This window comes from Pseudomonas sp. CMR5c (assembly GCF_003850545.1).
GTDB classification, from domain to species: Bacteria; Pseudomonadota; Gammaproteobacteria; order Pseudomonadales; family Pseudomonadaceae; genus Aquipseudomonas; species Aquipseudomonas piscis.
Window position 1 is genome coordinate 4,305,082 of sequence record NZ_CP027705.1, and the last position, 18,405, is coordinate 4,323,486.

Consider the following 18,405-nt stretch of genomic DNA (forward strand, 5'->3'; position numbering starts at 1 on the left):
TCAAACCCGCGCTCGTGTTCGCCCTGCTGGCATTGACCGGTTGTGGCACCCTCATCGCCCGCACCCCCGATGCCCATAGCGGCTACGACTACTACAAGGGCACCCAGGCCAACGTCGAGCTGCTGACCATGCGCGGCGCCACTGGCTACGACGGCTACACCACGCTGTTCTGCTGGATGAGCATCGTCTGCCCGGTGGTCGCCATCGTCAGCCTGCCGGTGGACCTGGTGGCCGACACCGCCCTGTTGCCCTACGACGCGCTGAACGACTGACCCTGTTCCAGCTTTCCCTCAAGCCCCCTTGTGGACTCACTATCATCCGAATCCTCAGTTCCCTGTTGTTGCTCAATACCCTGCTGCTGTCCGGCTGCGGCACCTACATGGCCCGCGGCGGCAGCCTGGACTGGCGCGACGATCGCTACTACCGCAGCACCCGGACCAGCGCCCAGGTACTCACCGGCTACGACATGGATGGCTACGGCCGCATGCTCACCGGCGGCTGCTGGGTCATGGTGGTATGCCCGATCGCAATCGTCGCCACCCTGCCGGCAGACGCCTTGCTCGACACCCTGTTGCTGCCCTATGACGCCGTGCAGCCGGAGCGCCCCAAGCGCAACATGAATTCGTCCAGCAAACACCCGGACCTTGAAGATTCCCCACCCCTGGGCGAGCCCTTCCTGGACGTTGGCCAGCGCTGCATGCCGCTGGCCTGAGCAGCGGCCTTGGCGCGTCCTCAGCGGCTTGGCTGGCGTGACGAGGCGAAAGCGGATCAGGCCTGGTCCGGCACACACAGCTCAGGCATGGCCCGTTGCAACCGACAGGCACGCCCCAGGCGCTCCACCTGGGGCCGGCCAAACAGGTAGCCCTGCCCCCACTCGCCACCGCAGGCGCTGGCCAGGCTCTGGTCGGCAGCGCTTTCCACGCCCTCGACGATCACGCACGGAGCCAGGGTCTTGCACAACTGCACCAGGTGCCCAAGGGTCTGCACGCTGTTGGCCTCGCTGCGGGCACGCTGGATATAACCCTTGTCGATCTTGACGATATCCGGCCGGGTCTGGCGGATGAACTCCAGGGTACCCAGGCCCGCGCCAAAGTCGTCGATGGCCACCCGGCAGCCCAGCTCGCGCAGGCACAGGACGAATTCACTGGCTGCCTCGATGCTCGGGGGCGTGGCGCTCTCGGTGATCTCGATCACCAGCCGCGAAGCCAGCGACGGCGCCTCGCGCAGCAGGTCGAGGATGGCGAACCAGAACGAATCGATGATGGCGCTGCGGGCCGAGATGTTGCAGCCCAGGCGCAGTCGCTCGTCCCGGCGCAGGCAGTCGATCACCGCGAGTACCACGGCCCGGTCCAGCTCACGCATCAGCGGCTGCGCCTCCAGCAGCGCCAGGGGATAGGCCTCGCCACCCTGGGCAGCGCCATGGCGCAGCAGCCCTTCGTAATACAGCACCCGATTGTGGTCCGGCAGCCAGACCACCGGCTGGAACGCCAGCATCAGGCGCCCTTCGGCCAGTTCGCGATAAAACTCTTTGCTGCTGTGCATGACAGATCCCTCGACAAGGCAACGGCACACCCTGGCAAGAGTGGCGCGGCAAAGCGCTTGCCGCGGTCACCCAAGGGTCCCTGCCCGAGCATGATCGACCCTCACTCAGGCCCGGAGGAAGTGTTCCCGGACACCTTTCGCTTGTCCTCGGAAACCTGCCTCCCTGCTTAATCGTCTGCGGCCTTTTGTTTATTGCAATCATGCCCGAGGCCGCATCGGCATCGTTTAGCCACCAGTCCAGGAAGACCTATGCACAGAATGACCAGCGCCAGCTTTCGGGTGCTCGCCGATGTCATGAGAGAGGGCGGCGCCAATGTCGACGCCCTGCTCAGGCAGTTCGGCAGCAGCCCCCAGGACGTTGATGAGAACCCCAAGGGCGTCAGGCTGGAACTGGTCTACCAGATGATGGGCGAGGCCTGTCGCCGTACCGGCAACCCGGACCTGGGCCTGCTGGCCTACGACAAGGCCCACCCGGCCAATCTCAAGGCGCTGGGGTATGCGGTGATGTCCTGCGCGACCCTGGGCACGGCGCTGCAACGCCTGGTGGACTACCACGCGCTGATCAGCAACGGTTTCTGCATGTGCCTGGAACGCAAGCCGCAGGCCATGCAATTGATCGGCTTCGACGTCACCGCCGAGCCTTCGTCGATCCCCCGGGCAGTGATCGATGCCGGGGCAGCCCAGACCCTGGGCCTGCTGCACTGGTTGCTGCCCCAGCACAAGCCACGCCCCCTGGCGGCGGCCTTCACCTACGCCGAGCCTGCGGATACCCGCGCCCTGCGCCGTCTGCTGGGGGACAACCTGCAGTTCTGCGCCCCGCACAACAGCCTGACCTTCAGCAGCCAGGACTGCGCCATCGAGCTACCCAGCGCCGACCCGGCCCTGGACGTGCTGCACACCGAATACGCCCGCACCCGGCTCAACGTGCTGCTCAGCGGTTCGATGACCGCAAGGGTGCGTCGGGCCCTCTCCGAATGCCTGGCCCGCGGCGCGCCCAGCGACCTGCCGCACATCGCCGAGATGGTCGGCGTCAGCGCCCGTGGCCTGCAGCGCCGCCTGGGCCACGAAGACGTGCATTTCTCGGCGCTACAAGACGAAGCCCGGTTGATGCTGGCCCACAGCTTCCTGCGCAATTCCATGCGCAGCGTGAAGTACATCGGCGCATTGCTGGGGTTTCGCGACCAGAGCAGTTTCCACAAGGCCTGCATCCGCTGGTTCGGCATGACCCCGGGGCGCTATCGCGAACAGTGAATGAGCCACCGGATACTGCCGGGGGTAGCCGCTGCCGCAGGCTGCGCACGGCTCGGCCGAGTCGCCGGGCGATGGCGCGGTTACTGGTTCAGCGAAAGAATTCGCCCGGGGTCGCATCGAACTGTTGACGGAAGGCGGCGATGAAGGCCGAGGTGGAATCGTAGCCGCACGCCAGCGCCACGTCGGTGACCCGCTCGCCCTGCTCCAGCGGCGTCAAAGCGCCCAACAGGCGCAGGCGCTGGCGCCAGGCGCGGAAGGTCAACCCGGTGTCCTTGAGGAACAAGCGGCTGAGGGTCTTCTCGGTGACGCCGAGTTTCTGCCCCCACTGACCCAGGGTGGTCTGCTGTTCGGGACGGGCCTGCAGGCTGCGGTAGATCGAACGCAAGCGCACGTCATGGGGCAGCGGCAGCATCAGGTCCAGCTGCGGCGCGGCGGCCAGCTGGTCCAGCAGCACCTGGGCCAGGCGACCGTCGGCGCTGTCCTGCACGTACTCCACCGGCAGCTCGCTGAAGGCGCGGATCAGCTCGCGCAACAGGTCGCTGACCGCCAGTACCTGGCAGTTGTCGGTATCGGCCCAGGCGGTGACGCTGCAATCCAGGTACAGGCTGCGCATTTCGGTACGCGGCGAACTGAACACCCGATGCGGCACTCCGGCGGGAATCCACACCGCCCGTTGTGGCGGCGCGATGAAGCGCCCAGCGCTGGTCTGGATCTCCAGCACCCCGGCGATGGCATAGGACAACTGCACCCAGGGATGGCTGTGACGCCGGGTCAGGGCCCGGTTGGGCAAGGATTCAGTACGTCCGTACACCGGTCTCGGCAAGCTGGGAAGACCGGGAATACTGCGCCTGACGATCTTTTCATGTCCTTTAGGCGGCATTAACTGGCTCTTTGGCGTTAGTCGGTAGATGACAGGCACGTTAGAGTCGCCCCATCGCTCTTGGCAACCCCCCGGATGATCCTGCTCATGTCCCGCTCCCGCCTGTTACCCGACAACTTCACCCTGACCCTGATCGGCGTCGTCTTGCTGGCCAGCTTCCTGCCCGCCAGCGGCCAGGTGGCCACGGGCTTCGCCTGGCTGACCAACCTCGCCATCGGCCTGCTGTTCTTCCTCCACGGCGCCAAGCTCTCACGCGAGGCGATCATCGCCGGGGCTGGCCACTGGCGCCTGCACTTGCTGGTCTTCGGCCTGACGTTCGTGCTGTTCCCGCTGCTGGGCCTGGCGCTCAAGCCACTGCTCTCGCCCATGGTGGGCAAGGACCTGTACCTGGGCATGCTCTACCTCTGTGCTCTGCCGGCCACGGTGCAGTCGGCGATCGCCTTCACGTCCCTGGCCCGGGGCAATATCCCGGCGGCCATCTGCAGCGCCGCGGCCTCGAGCCTGTTCGGGATCTTCCTCACACCGCTGCTGGTGACCCTGCTGCTCAACGTCCACGGTGACAGCGGCTCGACCCTGGACGCGATCGTCAAGATCAGCGTGCAACTGTTGCTGCCGTTCATTGCCGGGCAGATCGCCCGGCGCTGGATCGGCGCCTGGGTCGGGCGCAACAAGGACTGGCTGAAGTTCGTCGACCAGGGCTCGATCCTGCTGGTGGTCTACGGGGCCTTCAGCGAGGCGGTGAACGAAGGCATCTGGCAGCAGATCCCGCTGTGGGACCTGGCCGGCCTGGTGGTGGCCTGCTGCATCCTCCTGGGCCTGGTGCTGCTGGCCTCCAGCTTCCTGGGCAAGCTGCTGGGCTTCGACCAGGAAGATCGCATCACCATCTTGTTCTGCGGCTCGAAGAAGAGCCTGGCCACCGGCGTACCCATGGCCCAGGTGCTGTTCGCCGGCAGCACCATGGGTGTACTGATCCTGCCGTTGATGCTGTTTCACCAGATCCAGCTGATGGTTTGCGCGGTATTGGCCCAGCGCTACGCCAAGCGCCCGGAATCGGTGAGCGAGCTGATGGGCCAGGTCGACCCATGAGCCGCCAGGCACCGACCTTGTAGCCGCAACCGAGCCAGAGGCTGCGCCCCCCGGGCGCAGCCCTCGCCAATTGCTCGAGCGCGATACCCCAAGCCCCCCATCGATGGCATGATGCTGCGCGCCAATCATCAAGGACCGTTGATGTTTTCCCATCGTATTCAAGCCCCCAGCCAGGCCGACCTGGACTTGCAGGTCTCTACCCACCTGGATGCCAGCCCCCAGGCCCGGCTCATCGTCCAGTTCGCCAGCCTCCAGCAATACGATCGCGAACTGCTTGCCCGGCTCGATGCGCTTTGCGCCCGCTATGGCGAACGGCTGATGGTTCGTTTCTACAGCCACCACCCGGGCAGCGCCTTCGATAGCCGGACCCTGCTGGCCTTGCCGAACGTCCACGCCCTGAGCCTGGACTGCCTCGATACCCTGGAGCATTTCGAGGCCATCGCCAGCCTGTCCAGGCTGCGACACTTCGAGCTGCAAGTGATCAGCGCCGATCTGCCCGGCCTGCTGGCCCTGCCCAATCTCAGGCACCTGCAAACCCTGCGGATCTCCCTGGACAAAGGCCCGCCCCTGGATCTGGCGCCCATTGGCCAGATGCGCGAGCTGCACCGGCTGTCCATCAGCGTGCAGGACCACAACCTGGATGTCCTGGGCCAGTGCCCGGGCATCCACAGCCTGAGCCTGCATCGCATGTCGGCCAAGACGCCCCTGGGCATGGTGGCCGGCATGGCTGGCCTGCATAGCCTGTCGGTTAGTTTCGGCAGCCGCGAAACCATGCCGGAACTGCATCACGAGCAGCTGCGGGAGCTGGATATCCTGCGGGTGCGCGGCCTGAGTCAACTGGACCTGGGCGGTTTCCCGCAACTGCAAGTGCTGAAGATCGAGGATCAGGCGCAGTTGGGCCGCCTGGATCTGCGAGGTTGCCCGCAACTGCAGCTGCTGCACCTGGCCAACCTCAAGGCCCTGGGTGAGATCAAGGGCCTGGAAAGCTCGCAGGTCAGCGATTTGCGCCTGATCAGGACTCCGGCCCTGGATATGCTGGCGTTGCTCGCAGGACAACTGCCGCCCACCGTGCAGTACCTCAAGTTGTTCAGTGGCAAGCGCGCCGTGGACAAACAGATCGAAGCCAGGCAACAGCAACTGGGCATCCCCGCACCTCGCGGCTCCTTCTGAGCCGGCGCCCCCTCCTCATACGCTTGATGGGGAAATCACGATGTTCCTGCTCCCGATTTCGAACCCGGCCAGGGCGCAGGGGTCTATCTGGCGCTGGTCCGCTGCAAGGCCTGAGCAGCACCAGCGCCCTCACAATGCCCGCAGCAATCCTGCGGCGACTATGCCGGCGGCAATCGCCGGCAGGGGTTTCTTCAACAGCAGCATGATCACCGCGGTGGTCAGCAAGGCCAGCCGCGCGCCGCTGTCGCCGGTGACCGCCAGCGGGGCCAGGACCGCCACCAGGACCGAGCCGGACATGGCCCCGATGAGCTGCCGCACTCGCTGGTTGATCGGCACGCAGGACATCACCAGTACGCCGCCCCAGCGTGTGGCCAGGGTCACCACGGCCATGATCGACACAATGAGCAACAAGCCCGAACCGCTGGTTTCAATGTGCATGCTGCTGCTCCATCCATAACGCTCCGACGATACCCCCGCACAAGGCTCCGGCCACCACATGGGTGTTCTCCGGCAGGTAGCGGTAGGCCAACAGCGCTGAACCGGCGGCGACACTCCAGATGACCAGCAGGCGCAGGCTCTTCTGGCCGCCGATCACCATGGCCAGCAGGAAGCAGCCCATTACCATGTCCAGGCCCAGACTCACCGGATCGTGCAGCGAACTGCCCAGGTACAGGCCCAGCCAACTGCCAGCGACCCAGGTCGACCACAGCGCGAGACCGCCCCCGAACAACAGGCCCAATCCCGGCTTGCCGGCATCGAAGGCCTGCATCGACATGGCCCAGTTGGCATCGGAGACCACCAGCATCACCCCATAGCGCTGGCCGCGCGGCAGCTCCTTGAGCCAGGGATACAGGGTCGCGCCCATCAGCAGGTGCCGAGCGTTGATGGCGAAGACCGTCAGCACCAGGGGCAGCAGCGGCACCTGGGCTCCCCACAGGTCGAGTACCGCGAACTGCGCCGCCCCGGCGAACACCAGGGTGCTCATCAGCACTATGGTTGAGCGATCCAGGCCCGCCTGCACCGCTGCCAGGCCGAAGGCGGCACCGAAGATCATCACGAACAGGGAAATGGGTAGCAGGCGCCTGAAGCCATCCAGCACCTCATGGAACTGCAGCGCGGGGGCGGTTTTATCGATGCTCAGCACAATCAGGCTTCCTTTGGCTGGCGGCACCGCAGTCGGGTGCACGCAGGGTTCGACAGGCGTGGCGCGAGGCCCGCGCAACGGACAGGCAGGCACTATCCACCAGACGTAATGCAGCGAAAAGCGCATAATTCGCCTGCATAGCATTCGCTTATCGAATACGAGAATCGCCCCATGAAACAACAGGATCTGCAGCTCGACTGGCTCAAGTGCTTTGTCGCGGTGGTGGATAACGGGTCGTTGTCCGGTGCCGCGCCACAGGTTCATCGCTCGCAATCGGCCATCAGCATGCAGTTGAAAAAACTCGAAGCCGCGGTCGGCCGCCAGTTGCTGCTGCGCGATGCCCGGCACCTGCAACTGACCGCCGATGGCCAGGTGCTGCTGGGTTACGCCCGGCGCCTGCTCGACCTGCATGCCGATGCGCAATCGGCCTTCCACGGTGCTGAGCTGGCGGGGCGGGTGCGCCTCGGGGTGCCGGACGACTACGCGGCCAAATACCTGACCCCGGCGCTCAAGCGCTTCGCCCCGCGCCACGGAGCGGTGGAAATCGAGCTGGACTGCGAGCAGTCGACATCGCTGATCCCCCGGGTGGAGCAAGGCGAGCTCGACCTGGCGCTGATCTCCCGCGATCACTCGCGACGCGGCACCCTGCTGTTCCATGAACCCATGGTCTGGGTCGGCTCGCCGCAGTTCGATGTCTGGCGCCGCGATCCGCTGCCGATCGCCGTGTACGAAAGCGTCAGCCTGGCCAGGCGCAGTGCGATCAACTCACTGGCCCTGCAGGGCCGCGAGTACCGGGTGGTCTACAACAGTTCCAGCCTGGCCGGGCAGATCGCCGCGGTGGAGAGCGGCCTGGCGGTGGCGGCCCTGACCCGTTGCAGTGTCCCGGAACATTTGCAGATACTCGGCGACCAGGAAGGCTTGGGCCCGCTGGAACCGATGCAGGTGGCGGTGTATCGCAGCCGTGCCAGCAAAGGCTCCAGGCCTGTCGACCACCTGCAGCAACTGTTGATCAAGACCTTGCGGATCTCGGCCTTCCAGCAGGCCTGAGATTGCCCGACCTACCCTGCCCGCCTGCCAAGGTGGGCCCCAATACCACTTGCAGAGCCCATGCCCATGACCGTCGCCGACAACCTCCTGGCCTTCACCCTGGCCGCCACCCTGCTGACCCTGACCCCAGGGCTGGATACCGCCCTGATACTGCGCACCGCCACGGTGGAGGGCAAGCGCCAGGCGCTGCGCGCAGCGTTGGGGATCAATGCCGGCTGCCTGTTGTGGGGCGCGGCGGTGGCGTTCGGCCTGGGAGCCCTGATCGCGGTGTCGGAGCTGGCCTTCAATCTGCTCAAGTACTGTGGCGTCGCCTACCTGGCCTGGCTGGGGCTGAACATGCTGTTGCGTCCGCGCCGCACCTTTGCCCCCGCAGGCACCGACGCCAAACCAGGGGCCAACTGGTTTCTCAAGGGCATGCTGGGCAATGTGCTCAATCCCAAGGTGGGGATTTTCTATGTGTCCTTTCTGCCGCAGTTCATTCCCCAGGGGCAGCCGCTGGTGGCCTGGACCTTCGCCCTGGTGAGCATCCATGTGATGCTCGGGCTGATCTGGTCACTGCTGCTGATTGGCGCCACTCGCTCCCTGAGCGGGGTGCTGCGACGGGAAAAGGTGATTCAGTGGATGGATCGCACCACCGGCATGATTTTCGTGCTGTTCGCGGCGCGCCTGGCCTTGAGCAGGCGCTGAGAAACCGCTCCCAGCCACTGCCCGGCGCTCCCGAAAACCCACCGCTGACGCGCCGAGACGGCCTCTCAGGCTCGGCTTTCGCGCCGATACTGCTGCCATTGCGCCCAGCAGTCCTCGGCCACCAGATCGCGATAGCCCCGCTCGTTTTCCATGCTCAGTGCCACCTCCACCGGCACCGCGATGCAGGCGGCGCTGTCACGAATCTCCAGCACTTCGGCTTCGGTCAGGGGCGTGCCCTTGGTGGTCTCGGCATTGAGCAACACCGCCACCAACGCCGGCACGAACACAAGGCAAAGCTGATCGGTCATGACTCATCTCCAGGTGCGGGGCAAAGGCCGCAAGCCTACACAAATCGCACCGACGCAGCCATCGAGCGAGGGCCGGGCAACCCCATTCATCCCTCAGCCAGCACGGCCCCCCGCTCCTCCAGCAACTTCACAAAACTGCTCAAGCTCTGGGACACCGTGCCGCGCCGCCAGACCAGCCAGGTCTGCAGGTAACGAAAGCGCGCAGACAAGGGCCAGACGCTGACCGTGGCCGCCCCGGGCATGCTTTCCAACATGCTGCGCGGCATCAGCGCCAACCCGGCGCCGGCGCTGACGCACGCCAGCATGCCGTGGTAGGACTCCATCTCGTGGATCTTGCCCGGCACCGCGGCGTCCTGGGTGAACCAGCTTTCGAAGTGGTGGCGATAGGAGCAGTTGGCGCGAAAGGCGTAGATGCTTTCACCGTTGACCTCCCGCGCCCGGGTGATGGGGGCATGGCCCAGGGGCGCGATCAGGACCATTTCCTCCTCGAACACCGGCAGCCCTTCCAGAGTCGGATGGCGCAACGGGCCATCGACGAACGCTGCCACCAATCGGCCGGACAACACGCCTTCGAGCATGGTCCCCGAGGGGCCGGTGGACAGGTCCAGCTCGACCTTGGCGTATTGCTGGTTGTAGGCCGCCAGCAACGCCGGGATGCGCACCGCCGCGGTACTTTCCAGGGAGCCCAGGGCAAAGGGCCCCTGGGGCTCTTCGCCAGCCACGGTCAGGCGCGCCTCGGCCACCAGGTCGAGGATGCGCCGGGCATAGTCGAGGAAGTTCCAGCCAGCGGGCGACAAGCGCATGCGGCTCTTCTCGCGGATGAACAGCTCCACGCCCAAATCCTGCTCCAGCTGCTTGATGCGCGTGGTCAGGTTCGACGGCACTCGATGGATCAACTGCGCCGCGGCGCTGATGCTGCCCTGCTCGGCAACGGCCTTGAAAATCTCCAGCTGGACCAGATCCACTGCATTCTCCAATCGTGAACGACTTGCTCAATATTATTCAGTTTTCAGCAAAGAACCAGCCCCGTAACCTGCTGCCATTCCCACCTTGCAGGACGGTGCCATGACCTCTGTTTCCAGCCATACCCATGCCCTGTCGATCAACCCCGCCACCGGCGAGCGGATCGGCGCCTACCCCTATCAGTCGGATGTCGCCCTGGACGCCGCCCTGGAACGGGCCCGCCATGGTTTCGGCCAGTGGAGGCGCCTGGACGTCGCCAACCGCGCCGGCTACCTGGTGGCCCTGGCCCAGGTCCTGCGTGACAGCAGCGAAACCCTGGCCCGCATGATCACCCAGGAAATGGGCAAGCCCCTGGCCCAGGCCCGGGGCGAAATCGAGAAATGCGCCCAGCTGTGCCTGTGGTACGCCGAGCACGGCCCGGCCATGCTGGCCCCGGAAGCGACCCTGGTGGAACACCACAAGGCCCGCATCGAGTACCGGCCGCTGGGGCCGATCCTGGCGGTGATGCCGTGGAACTTCCCCATCTGGCAAGTGCTGCGCGGCGCAGTACCGGCGCTGCTGGCCGGCAACACCTACGTGCTCAAGCACGCGCCGAACGTCATGGGCAGCGCCTACCTGCTGCTGGAAGCCATGCACAAGGCCGGCTTCCCCGAGGGGGTCTTCGAGCTGGTCAACGTCACCCCGGACGGCGTGTCCCGGGCCATCGCCGACCCACGCATCGCCGCCGTGACCCTGACCGGCAGCGTGCGCGCCGGCATCGCCATTGGTGCCCAGGCCGGTGCCGCACTGAAGAAATGCGTGCTCGAACTGGGCGGCTCCGACCCCTTCATCGTGCTCGACGACGCCGACCTGGACGAAGCGGTCAAGGCCGCGGTGGTCGGCCGTTACCAGAATACCGGGCAGGTCTGCGCCGCCGCCAAGCGCCTGATCATCGAGCAAGGCGTGGTGGAGGAGTTCACCCGGCGCTTCGTCGAGGCCACCCGCGCCCTGGTGATGGGCGACCCGCTAGCCGGCGACACCTACATCGGCCCCATGGCCCGCTTCGACCTGCGCGACGAACTGCACCAGCAGGTCGAGGCGACCCTGGCCGAAGGCGCCAGCCTGTTGCTGGGCGGCGTCAAGCCCGCAGGCGCGGGCAACTATTACCCGCCCACGGTGCTGGCCGGCGTCACCGACCAGATGACCTCGTTCAAAGAGGAGCTGTTCGGCCCGGTGGCCTCGATCATCACCGCTCGCGACGCCCAACACGCCCTGGAACTGGCCAACGACAGCGAGTTCGGCCTGACCGCGACCCTGTTCACCGCCAACCTGGAGCGCGCCCGGCAAATGACCGACGAACTGGAAACCGGTGGTGTGTTCATCAACGGCTATAGCGCCAGCGACCCGCGGGTGACTTTCGGCGGCGTGAAGAAAAGCGGCTTCGGCCGTGAGCTCTCGCACTTTGGCGTGCGTGAATTCTGCAACGCCCAGACCGTGTGGCTGGATCGGCGCTGAGCCCGCCGCTACATTGCCCGGCCGGCCCCACGAGGGCCGGTCCGGGCCGCCGGCTCAGACCGTATCCAGCACGAAGTACAACACCAAGATCCCGAGGATCACCAGGCTTTCATGGTCATGGCTGAAGCCCCACCAGGCCCCATAGGTCGCCAGGCCGACCAACACCGCCAAGCCCAGGGCGAAGCCGGACATCTTCAGGCGGAACCAGAACGAAGGCCGATGGCACAGATCGGCGGCCGTGGGTTCCGGCAGCAGCGGATCGGTGGTGGCAGGAGCCAACAGGTACTCGACGATCTTCGACTGGTTGGGACGCTGCAAGGGTTTTGCGCAAGCCGCTACCGGTGTTTCGTCAGGTACTTGCTGTCCGGCTATTGCCCGAGAATGCAAAGCTGGTACAAGACACGCGCCTGAACCATCACCCCAGCAAAAGGACTTGCCGCCAGTGCCGAGCCTGACCTCGAACAGCCAATTCAAATTCGATCGGATCGATACCCAGCGCAACGCCGCTGGATTTTGGTCCTGGGCCTTCTCCAACCTGCAGACACCCTTTCTGCGCGGACTCCTGATCGAATACCTGCTATGCCAGCACTTGATTGACCATGCCGAACAGATCGCGGGGTGCCTGGTAGAACACTTCACCAGGCAAAATCCTTACCCGGACCACCTGCGCAAAAGTCTGAGGAAAAGTTTCGAGCAGCAGCACCAGGGCGACGTATTCGATCTGCAGCTCACCTGGGGCCTGACCATAGAAATCAAAAGCACTGCCTCACCGCAGAGCTGGCGCCTCGAGCAGACCGCTTGTTGGAACCTGTTGCAGGACAGGAACCTGGTACGCAAGGCGTTCCAGGCTCACTACTACGTCCTCGCCGAACTGCCACAACCGCTACGGGAAGAACAGGGAGCGATTGTCTTCGATGACACCCGGTTCCACGTGTTATCGAGGCAGGACCTGGAGACGCTAGCCGGCCACAAGGGCTATGTGACCTTCAAGCAGTTCACCCAGCTGTCCCTGTCCAGGCAACAGACTTGCGCCTATCCGTACCTGCCATCGACGCTCCAGGCTTTGGTGGAGCAACGCTTCGCGCTGGCCCGTACCCGGGTCGAACCCGGATGGAAGCTGCCTTTGCCACCGGAACCAGAGGCCTTTCCCTTGGCCGTGGAAACGAAGGGGCGAATCCATGGCGGCTATTACTGCAAGGAGACCTTGAAGCTCCTGCGAAGGATCCCGGTCCTCTGGAGACCGGACATAGAACCCACCTGGAACGATTGGGAACTGATCGGGCTGCGATATGTACCTGAACGCTAGGCAGGTGGTCAGGACCAGCCCCGGTGTTGGGGCTCGATGATTGCCTACTGCTTGCCCAGCACAATCAGCACTTCTTTCAGAATTTTCCTGAAGCCACCCCGCCCATGGCCTTTTTATGATGCGATTTTTTAACCGCTCGGAAATACGCCATGCGCGCACAGGTCCAGAAATTCATCGTCCGTCTTCCCGATGACTTGCATGCGCAGGTCAAGCGCGTCGCCAGGCAGGAAAACCGCAGCATGAACCACGAAATCGTCGACCGCCTGGAGAAGTCCCTGGCCAACGACGATGCCCGCAACATAGACGACAAGCTGGTGGCCCTGCTGCTGCGCCGGGTCGAATTCCTGGAAAGACAGATCGAGACCCTGCAGAAGGCCAGCGAGGAGTCCAAGCGCTGACCCCCCACCCTCGTCGGTGACAACCACCGCTCTGTCGCCCTGCCTCATCGCCTCTTCCGCCTTTACCCCATCGCCGCACCTTGTATGATGGCGCCAGCCCGAAAACCGCGCACCGATCGTCGCCCATACCGACTCGCCAGCCTGCGGTTTCCCCTGCCCGCACAGCTCACCGAACACCAGCTCCAGGAATGCCCTGGCGCCTGCCACGGAACAGGCTGGCCCTCAAGGAACGCCCATGAACCGCATCCACCCGACCGCCCCAGCGCCAGCGCGCACCGCCGGGCACACCCTCAATCGCCTGACCCTCGGCCTGTTGCTGGCCGCCAGCACCAGCGCTGCAGGTGCTGCCACCGAACTACCGACCCAGACTGTCAGCGCTACCCAGGCCTACGGCTACCGCAGCGACAGTGCCTCGGTGGGCAGCTTCGACGAAGCGCCGTTGCTGGACACTCCGGCATCCATCAGCGTGATCAACGAGGACATGATCAAGGACCAGCAGGCACGGCTGCTCAGCGAAGTGCTGCGTAACGATGCCTCGGTAGGCCAGAGCTACGCACCGGTGGGCTACTACGAGAACTTTGAGGTACGTGGCTTTGCCCTGAATGCCGCCAGCAGCTACAAGATCAACGGCCACACCATCACTGGCGAGCAGAACGTGGCCCTGGAAAACAAGCAGCGGGTGGAGTTGCTCAAGGGCCTGTCCGGCCTGCAGAGCGGCGTCAGCGAACCCGGCGGGCTGATCAACTACGTGACCAAACGACCCACGGATATTCGCTCGGTCACCGTCTCCACCGACGATCGCGGCAGCGGCTACCTGGCCACCGATGTCGGCGGCTGGTTCGGCAGCGAGCAGCAGTTCGGCCTGCGGGCCAACCTGGCCCACGAAGACCTGCATTCCTATGTCGAACACGCCAACGGCCAACGGGATTTCGCCTCCCTGGCCTTCGACTGGAACATCAGCCCCAATGCCCTGCTGCAACTGGACATCGAATACCAGAACAAGGAGCAGCGCTCGGCCCCTGGCTACCAGCTGCTGGGCGGGTCGGCGCTGCCGCACCACGCCTCGCCGAAGAAGCTGCTGGCCCACCAGAGCGGCTCGAAACCGGTGACCAACGAATCGCTGAACATCAGCGGCAACTTCGAGTACCGCTTCAACGACGACTGGAAAGGCAACTTGAGCGCCTCGCGTAGCCGGGTGGTGATCGATGACTACAGCTCGTTTGCGTGGGGTGGCTGCACCACCGGTTGCATCAACAAAAACGGCAACTACTTCAGCCCCGAGGGCGGCTACGACATCTACGATTTCCCCAGCCCCGACGACACCCGTCGCAACGATGAAATCCAGGCAGTGCTCAATGGTCGTTTCGATGCAGGAGGACTGGGGCATGAGCTGAGCCTTGGTACCAGTGCATTCCGTCGAGTGGTATCTAACCGTGGCCAGACGATGTATCTAACTGGTGTAGGCAATATCGGCAGCAAGCCGGACAGCTTTGCCCGTTCCACAGAGCCGCTCAACGACTCCCACAAACGCCTGGACAGTCGCCAGTACGGCCTGTTCTTCAGCGACCGCATCAGTTTCAACGAGCAATGGCAGACCGTTCTGGGTGGGCGTGAAGTGCGCCTGGATGAAGAAAGCTTCGACACCAATGGCATGCGTGAACGCCATACCCAGCGCTACATGTTCCTGCCCCAGGCAGCGCTGATCTACAAGCCGGTGGCCAACCTGTCGCTCTACACCCAGTACGGCAAGGGCCTGTCCCTGGGCGGGCAAGCCCCCTGGTACGCCAGAACCGATGATGGTGGCAGCACGCTGGCCCCCACCGTATCGCGGCAGATCGAGACCGGGGTCAAGTATGACTGGCAGCGCATGAGCTTCACCGCCGCGTTGTTCCAGATGCGCCAGGCCTACCAGTACGCGCGCCCGGACGGCGATGGCCAGTTCACCTATATCCAGCAAGGCCAGCAAAAGAACACCGGTCTGGAACTCTCGGCCAATGGCTGGGCCACCCAGCGCTTGCAGATCGCCGCCAGCGTCGCGGCGATTCGCGCGCGGGTCGAAGGCACCGGCACCCCGGCCTACGAAGGCCATCAGGCCCTCAACGTGCCGCGCCTGCGGGCCAGCCTCCAGGGCGACTACGCCCTGCCCTGGCTCGACGGCCTGGCCCTGCTGGGCGGGATGCAATACAGCGCCAGCAAGTACGCCAACCGCACGGGCAACGTCAGCGCCGGCAGCTATGCAATCTTCAACATCGGCAGCCGCTACAGCACCCGCATCGATGGTTACGACACGGTGTTCCGCCTGACCGTGGACAACCTGTTCGACAAGCGCTACTGGCGTGACGTCGGCGAGTACCTGGGCGACGACTACCTGTTCCAGGGCGCACCGCTGAGCGCACGCCTGAGCGCCTCGATCAACTTCTGATCCCGCGCCTCGTCCCAAAGCCTGCGGCAGCGGCCACACAAAACACCTGTAGCCGCTGCCAAGCCCGCGAGGCTGCGACCGGGCGCGCAGCGCCCGCAAGCCCTGGCGACACGATTTACCGGCCCCGCGCCTCGTCCCGAGGCGCGCGCAGCCTGCGCCAGCGCCTACACGAAGCCTTGGCCACCATCTGCCCTCGCGATAAGGCCATCTCCAATCTGCATGACCGACGCCTCATTCATGCAGTTAGGATATGGGCAACTCCCAACCCTGGCCCGGCCAGCGGTGCGCACAATAAACCGGAGATCGCCCGATGCTGCCCCCTGCCTTCGCTACCCCCGACGTCCCGCCGCTGCCCGCCGCCCTGGTGGACGAACTCACCAACCTCTTGGGTTCGCGCCTGAGCCTTGCCGCCAGCGTGCGCGAACACCACGGCCAGGACATCTCGGCGCTGGATCCCATGCCGCCCCAGGCCGTGGCCTTCGTCAATCATCTCGACGAAATCATCGCCGTGCAGCAGGCCTGCCACCGCCATCGGGTGCCGATCATTCCCTACGGCAGCGGCAGCTCCCTGGAAGGTTGGGTCCATGCCCTGCATGGCGGGGTCTGCATCGACCTGTCGGGCATGAACCAGATCCTCGAGATCCGCGTCGACGACATGGACGCCACCGTGCAACCGGGGGTGACTCGCAAGCAGCTCAACGCCGCGCTGCACGGCACCGGCTTGTTCTTCCCCATCGACCCTGGTGCCGACGCCTCCCTGGGCGGCATGGCGGCAACCCGCGCCTCGGGCACCAACGCCGTGCGCTACGGCACCATGCGCGAAAACGTCCTGGCCCTGAACGCGGTGCTGGCCGATGGTCGGGTCCTGCAAGCCGGCGGCCGGGCGCGTAAATCCTCTTCGGGTTATGACCTCACCCACCTGCTGGTGGGCTCCGGCGGCACCCTGGCCACGGTGGCCGAACTGACGGTGAAACTGCACCCGATCCCCGAAGCGATTTGCGCCGCGATATGCAACTTCCCCAGCGTCGACCAAGCAGTGCGCACGGTGATCCAGGCCATCCAGCTGGGGGTGCCAATCGCCCGCATCGAACTGATCGACGCCCTCACCGTGCGCGCCCTGAATGCCTACAGCAAAACCCAATTGAACGAGGCGCCGGGGCTGTTCTTCGAACTGCATGGCTCGCAGTCCTCGGTCAAGGAACAGGTGGAGACCATCCGCCTGCTGGCCGACGAACACGGCGGCCAGGATTTCGAGTGGGCGGTGCACCCGGAAGACCGCAGCCGCCTGTGGCAGGCCCGGCACGACGGCTATTTCGCCGCCCTGGCCCTGCGCCCCGGCTGTCGCGCCCTGACCACCGACGCCGTGGTGCCGATCTCGCGCCTGGCCGAATGCATCGAGGCCACCGCTGCCGACCTGCGAGAACAAGAGTTGTTGGCGCCGATCTTCGGCCATGTCGGTGACGGCAATTTCCATGCGGTGATCCTGGTGGACCCAGACAGCCCCGACGAACTGCAACGGGCCGAGGCCGTGGCCCAGCGCCTGGCGCAAAGGGCCATCGCCATGCAGGGCTCCTGCACTGGCGAGCACGGAGTCGGGCTGACCAAGCAAGGCTTCATGGGCCTGGAACACGGGCAACACGCCATGGACGCCATGGCGGCGATCAAGGCCGCCCTCGATCCGCTGCAACTGATGAACCCGGGCAAGATCTTCCCCCGGGGCCCCGTGGCCAACTAGGGCCTGGCCCGCAAGGAGCTGCGATGGAAATCCGCCAGCTGAAGTACTTCGTCGCCGTGGTCGATGCCGGCAGCCTGTCCCGGGCCGCACGGGAAGTGCACGTGGCGCAATCGGCCCTGAGCAAGCAGATGGCGGCCCTGGAGGCCGACCTCGGCGTGCAGCTGTTCCAGCGCAGCAACAGCGGCATCAGCGTCAATGAGTCCGGCAGGCTGTTCTACGAACATGCCCAGGGCCTGCTCAAGCACCTGCGCGCTGCCCGTGCGGCCATCAGCAGCGAGCCCGGAGCGCTCACCGGCAGCATCGTCGTGGCCCTGCCCCAGAGCGTGGCCAGCATCGTCGCCCTGCCGCTGATCCAGGCCGTGGCCCGGCGCCATCCCAAGGTCGAGCTGCAACTGAACGAGGAACTCACCGGCAACCTGGTGGAGCAACTGGTCCGCGGCCGGGTCGACATCGCCCTGTTCAGCCCCTTCGGCCTGCCCCCGCAGGTGCGCTTCAGCCCGCTGCTCGAAGAGGACTTCTACCTGATCCATCGCGCCGACGATCCCCATGCCCCGCCATCCGGGGCCGTGACCCTGGCCCAGGCCGTGGCCCGGCCGCTGGTGTTTCCCAGCCGCGCCCACAGCCACAGCACCCGGGCCTGCGTCGACCAGGCCCTGGAGCGCTTGCAGCTACCGCCCGCCACGGTGGCCATGGAGGTCAACTCGGTGCACATCCTCAAGAGCGCGGTGGAGGCCGGCGTCGGCCCCAGCATCATGCCGCTGAACCTGGCCCTGCGCGAAGTCGCCGAAGGCCGGCTGGTGGCCCATGCCATCAGCCCCAGGGAGGTGTTTCGAACCCTGGGCATCTGCGTCTGCGCCGCCCTGCCCGAGAGCAACCTGCGCAGCACCATCGCCGACCTGATTGCGCAGTTGGTCCGCGACATGTGTCGATCCGGCGAATGGCCGGCCACCCGCCTGCTGCCCGAACCCTGAG

The 18,405-nt window shown here is 65.3% G+C and carries 20 protein-coding genes; 13 read left to right on the top strand and 7 right to left on the bottom strand.

From position 1 onward, the window contains the following. The first annotated feature begins 14 nt into the window (after positions 1-14). Together C4K40_RS19685 and C4K40_RS19690 are read left to right on the top strand one after the other, a co-directional pair. Positions 15-272, top strand: coding sequence for a YceK/YidQ family lipoprotein (locus C4K40_RS19685; RefSeq protein WP_022639577.1), 258 nt, complete (start codon positions 15-17; stop codon positions 270-272). 65 nt (positions 273-337) lie between these two features. Then, positions 338-712 (top strand): YceK/YidQ family lipoprotein, encoded by a 375-nt coding sequence (locus C4K40_RS19690; protein ID WP_022639578.1) that lies wholly within the window; start codon positions 338-340, stop codon positions 710-712. 56 nt (positions 713-768) lie between these two features. Here the strand turns inward: C4K40_RS19690 and C4K40_RS19695 are convergent, their stop codons facing one another. Further along, the gene (locus C4K40_RS19695; protein WP_022639579.1) at positions 769-1,542 is read right to left on the bottom strand and encodes an EAL domain-containing protein; all 774 of its coding nucleotides are present in this window, start codon (positions 1,540-1,542) and stop codon (positions 769-771) included. Between the two features lie 249 nt (positions 1,543-1,791). Here C4K40_RS19695 and C4K40_RS19700 point away from each other — a divergent pair, with 249 nt between their 5' ends. Continuing rightward, positions 1,792-2,793, top strand: coding sequence for an AraC family transcriptional regulator (locus C4K40_RS19700; RefSeq protein ID WP_031320123.1), 1,002 nt, complete (start codon positions 1,792-1,794; stop codon positions 2,791-2,793). An 88-nt stretch (positions 2,794-2,881) separates the two neighbouring features. Here C4K40_RS19700 and C4K40_RS19705 read toward each other — a convergent pair whose 3' ends face one another. After that, positions 2,882-3,673, bottom strand: a complete 792-nt coding sequence (locus tag C4K40_RS19705; RefSeq protein WP_053136515.1) for a helix-turn-helix transcriptional regulator — start codon at positions 3,671-3,673, stop codon at positions 2,882-2,884. An 87-nt stretch (positions 3,674-3,760) separates the two neighbouring features. Here C4K40_RS19705 and C4K40_RS19710 point away from each other — a divergent pair, with 87 nt between their 5' ends. Together C4K40_RS19710 and C4K40_RS19715 are read left to right on the top strand one after the other, a co-directional pair. Then, positions 3,761-4,759, top strand: a complete 999-nt coding sequence (locus C4K40_RS19710; RefSeq protein ID WP_053136758.1) for a bile acid:sodium symporter family protein — start codon at positions 3,761-3,763, stop codon at positions 4,757-4,759. Between the two features lie 141 nt (positions 4,760-4,900). Beyond that, positions 4,901-5,929, top strand: coding sequence for a hypothetical protein (locus tag C4K40_RS19715; protein WP_053136518.1), 1,029 nt, complete (start codon positions 4,901-4,903; stop codon positions 5,927-5,929). A gap of 129 nt (positions 5,930-6,058) precedes the next feature. Here the strand turns inward: C4K40_RS19715 and C4K40_RS19720 are convergent, their stop codons facing one another. Together C4K40_RS19720 and C4K40_RS19725 are read right to left on the bottom strand one after the other, a co-directional pair. After that, positions 6,059-6,367 (bottom strand): AzlD family protein, encoded by a 309-nt coding sequence (locus tag C4K40_RS19720; RefSeq protein WP_053136521.1) that lies wholly within the window; start codon positions 6,365-6,367, stop codon positions 6,059-6,061. Further along, entirely contained in the window at positions 6,357-7,073 is a 717-nt protein-coding gene (locus tag C4K40_RS19725; protein ID WP_053136524.1) for an AzlC family ABC transporter permease, read from the bottom strand. The genes C4K40_RS19720 and C4K40_RS19725 overlap by 11 nt, the downstream gene beginning before the upstream one ends. A 171-nt stretch (positions 7,074-7,244) precedes the next feature. Between C4K40_RS19725 and C4K40_RS19730 the strand changes: the two genes are divergently transcribed. Then, on the top strand, positions 7,245-8,120 hold the full coding sequence (locus tag C4K40_RS19730; RefSeq protein WP_053136527.1) for a LysR family transcriptional regulator: 876 nt from the start codon (positions 7,245-7,247) through the stop codon (positions 8,118-8,120). A 66-nt stretch (positions 8,121-8,186) separates the two neighbouring features. Then, a complete protein-coding gene (locus C4K40_RS19735; protein WP_053136530.1) occupies positions 8,187-8,807 on the top strand; it encodes a LysE family translocator in 621 nt (206 codons plus the stop codon). 65 nt (positions 8,808-8,872) lie between these two features. On the opposite strand, the gene C4K40_RS19740 is transcribed toward C4K40_RS19735, so the two are convergent. Both C4K40_RS19740 and C4K40_RS19745 read right to left on the bottom strand, forming a co-directional pair. Further along, positions 8,873-9,115: a hypothetical protein gene (locus C4K40_RS19740; RefSeq protein WP_022639588.1), complete on the bottom strand. Its 243-nt coding sequence runs from the start codon at positions 9,113-9,115 to the stop codon at positions 8,873-8,875. An 86-nt stretch (positions 9,116-9,201) separates the two neighbouring features. Next, positions 9,202-10,080: a LysR family transcriptional regulator gene (locus C4K40_RS19745; protein ID WP_053136534.1), complete on the bottom strand. Its 879-nt coding sequence runs from the start codon at positions 10,078-10,080 to the stop codon at positions 9,202-9,204. Between the two features lie 100 nt (positions 10,081-10,180). Between C4K40_RS19745 and C4K40_RS19750 the strand changes: the two genes are divergently transcribed. Continuing rightward, on the top strand, positions 10,181-11,572 hold the full coding sequence (locus tag C4K40_RS19750) for an aldehyde dehydrogenase family protein (protein WP_053136537.1): 1,392 nt from the start codon (positions 10,181-10,183) through the stop codon (positions 11,570-11,572). A 54-nt stretch (positions 11,573-11,626) separates the two neighbouring features. Here the strand turns inward: C4K40_RS19750 and C4K40_RS19755 are convergent, their stop codons facing one another. Beyond that, positions 11,627-11,890 (bottom strand): hypothetical protein, encoded by a 264-nt coding sequence (locus tag C4K40_RS19755; RefSeq protein ID WP_053136540.1) that lies wholly within the window; start codon positions 11,888-11,890, stop codon positions 11,627-11,629. Positions 11,891-12,014: 124 nt separating this feature from the next. Between C4K40_RS19755 and C4K40_RS19760 the strand changes: the two genes are divergently transcribed. The 5 genes from C4K40_RS19760 (at position 12,015) to C4K40_RS19780 (ending at position 18,404) form a co-directional block, all read left to right on the top strand. Then, on the top strand, positions 12,015-12,878 hold the full coding sequence (locus C4K40_RS19760) for a hypothetical protein (RefSeq protein ID WP_053136543.1): 864 nt from the start codon (positions 12,015-12,017) through the stop codon (positions 12,876-12,878). Positions 12,879-13,027: 149 nt separating this feature from the next. Beyond that, a complete protein-coding gene (locus tag C4K40_RS19765; RefSeq protein ID WP_022639593.1) occupies positions 13,028-13,276 on the top strand; it encodes an Arc family DNA-binding protein in 249 nt (82 codons plus the stop codon). A 235-nt stretch (positions 13,277-13,511) separates the two neighbouring features. Next, complete coding sequence (locus C4K40_RS19770; protein ID WP_053136546.1) at positions 13,512-15,698, top strand: TonB-dependent siderophore receptor; 2,187 nt, start codon at positions 13,512-13,514, stop codon at positions 15,696-15,698. A gap of 310 nt (positions 15,699-16,008) precedes the next feature. Then, positions 16,009-17,433 (top strand): FAD-binding oxidoreductase, encoded by a 1,425-nt coding sequence (locus C4K40_RS19775; RefSeq protein WP_022639595.1) that lies wholly within the window; start codon positions 16,009-16,011, stop codon positions 17,431-17,433. Positions 17,434-17,456: 23 nt separating this feature from the next. Beyond that, the gene (locus C4K40_RS19780; protein WP_053136549.1) at positions 17,457-18,404 is read left to right on the top strand and encodes a LysR family transcriptional regulator; all 948 of its coding nucleotides are present in this window, start codon (positions 17,457-17,459) and stop codon (positions 18,402-18,404) included. Position 18,405 lies beyond the last annotated feature (1 nt).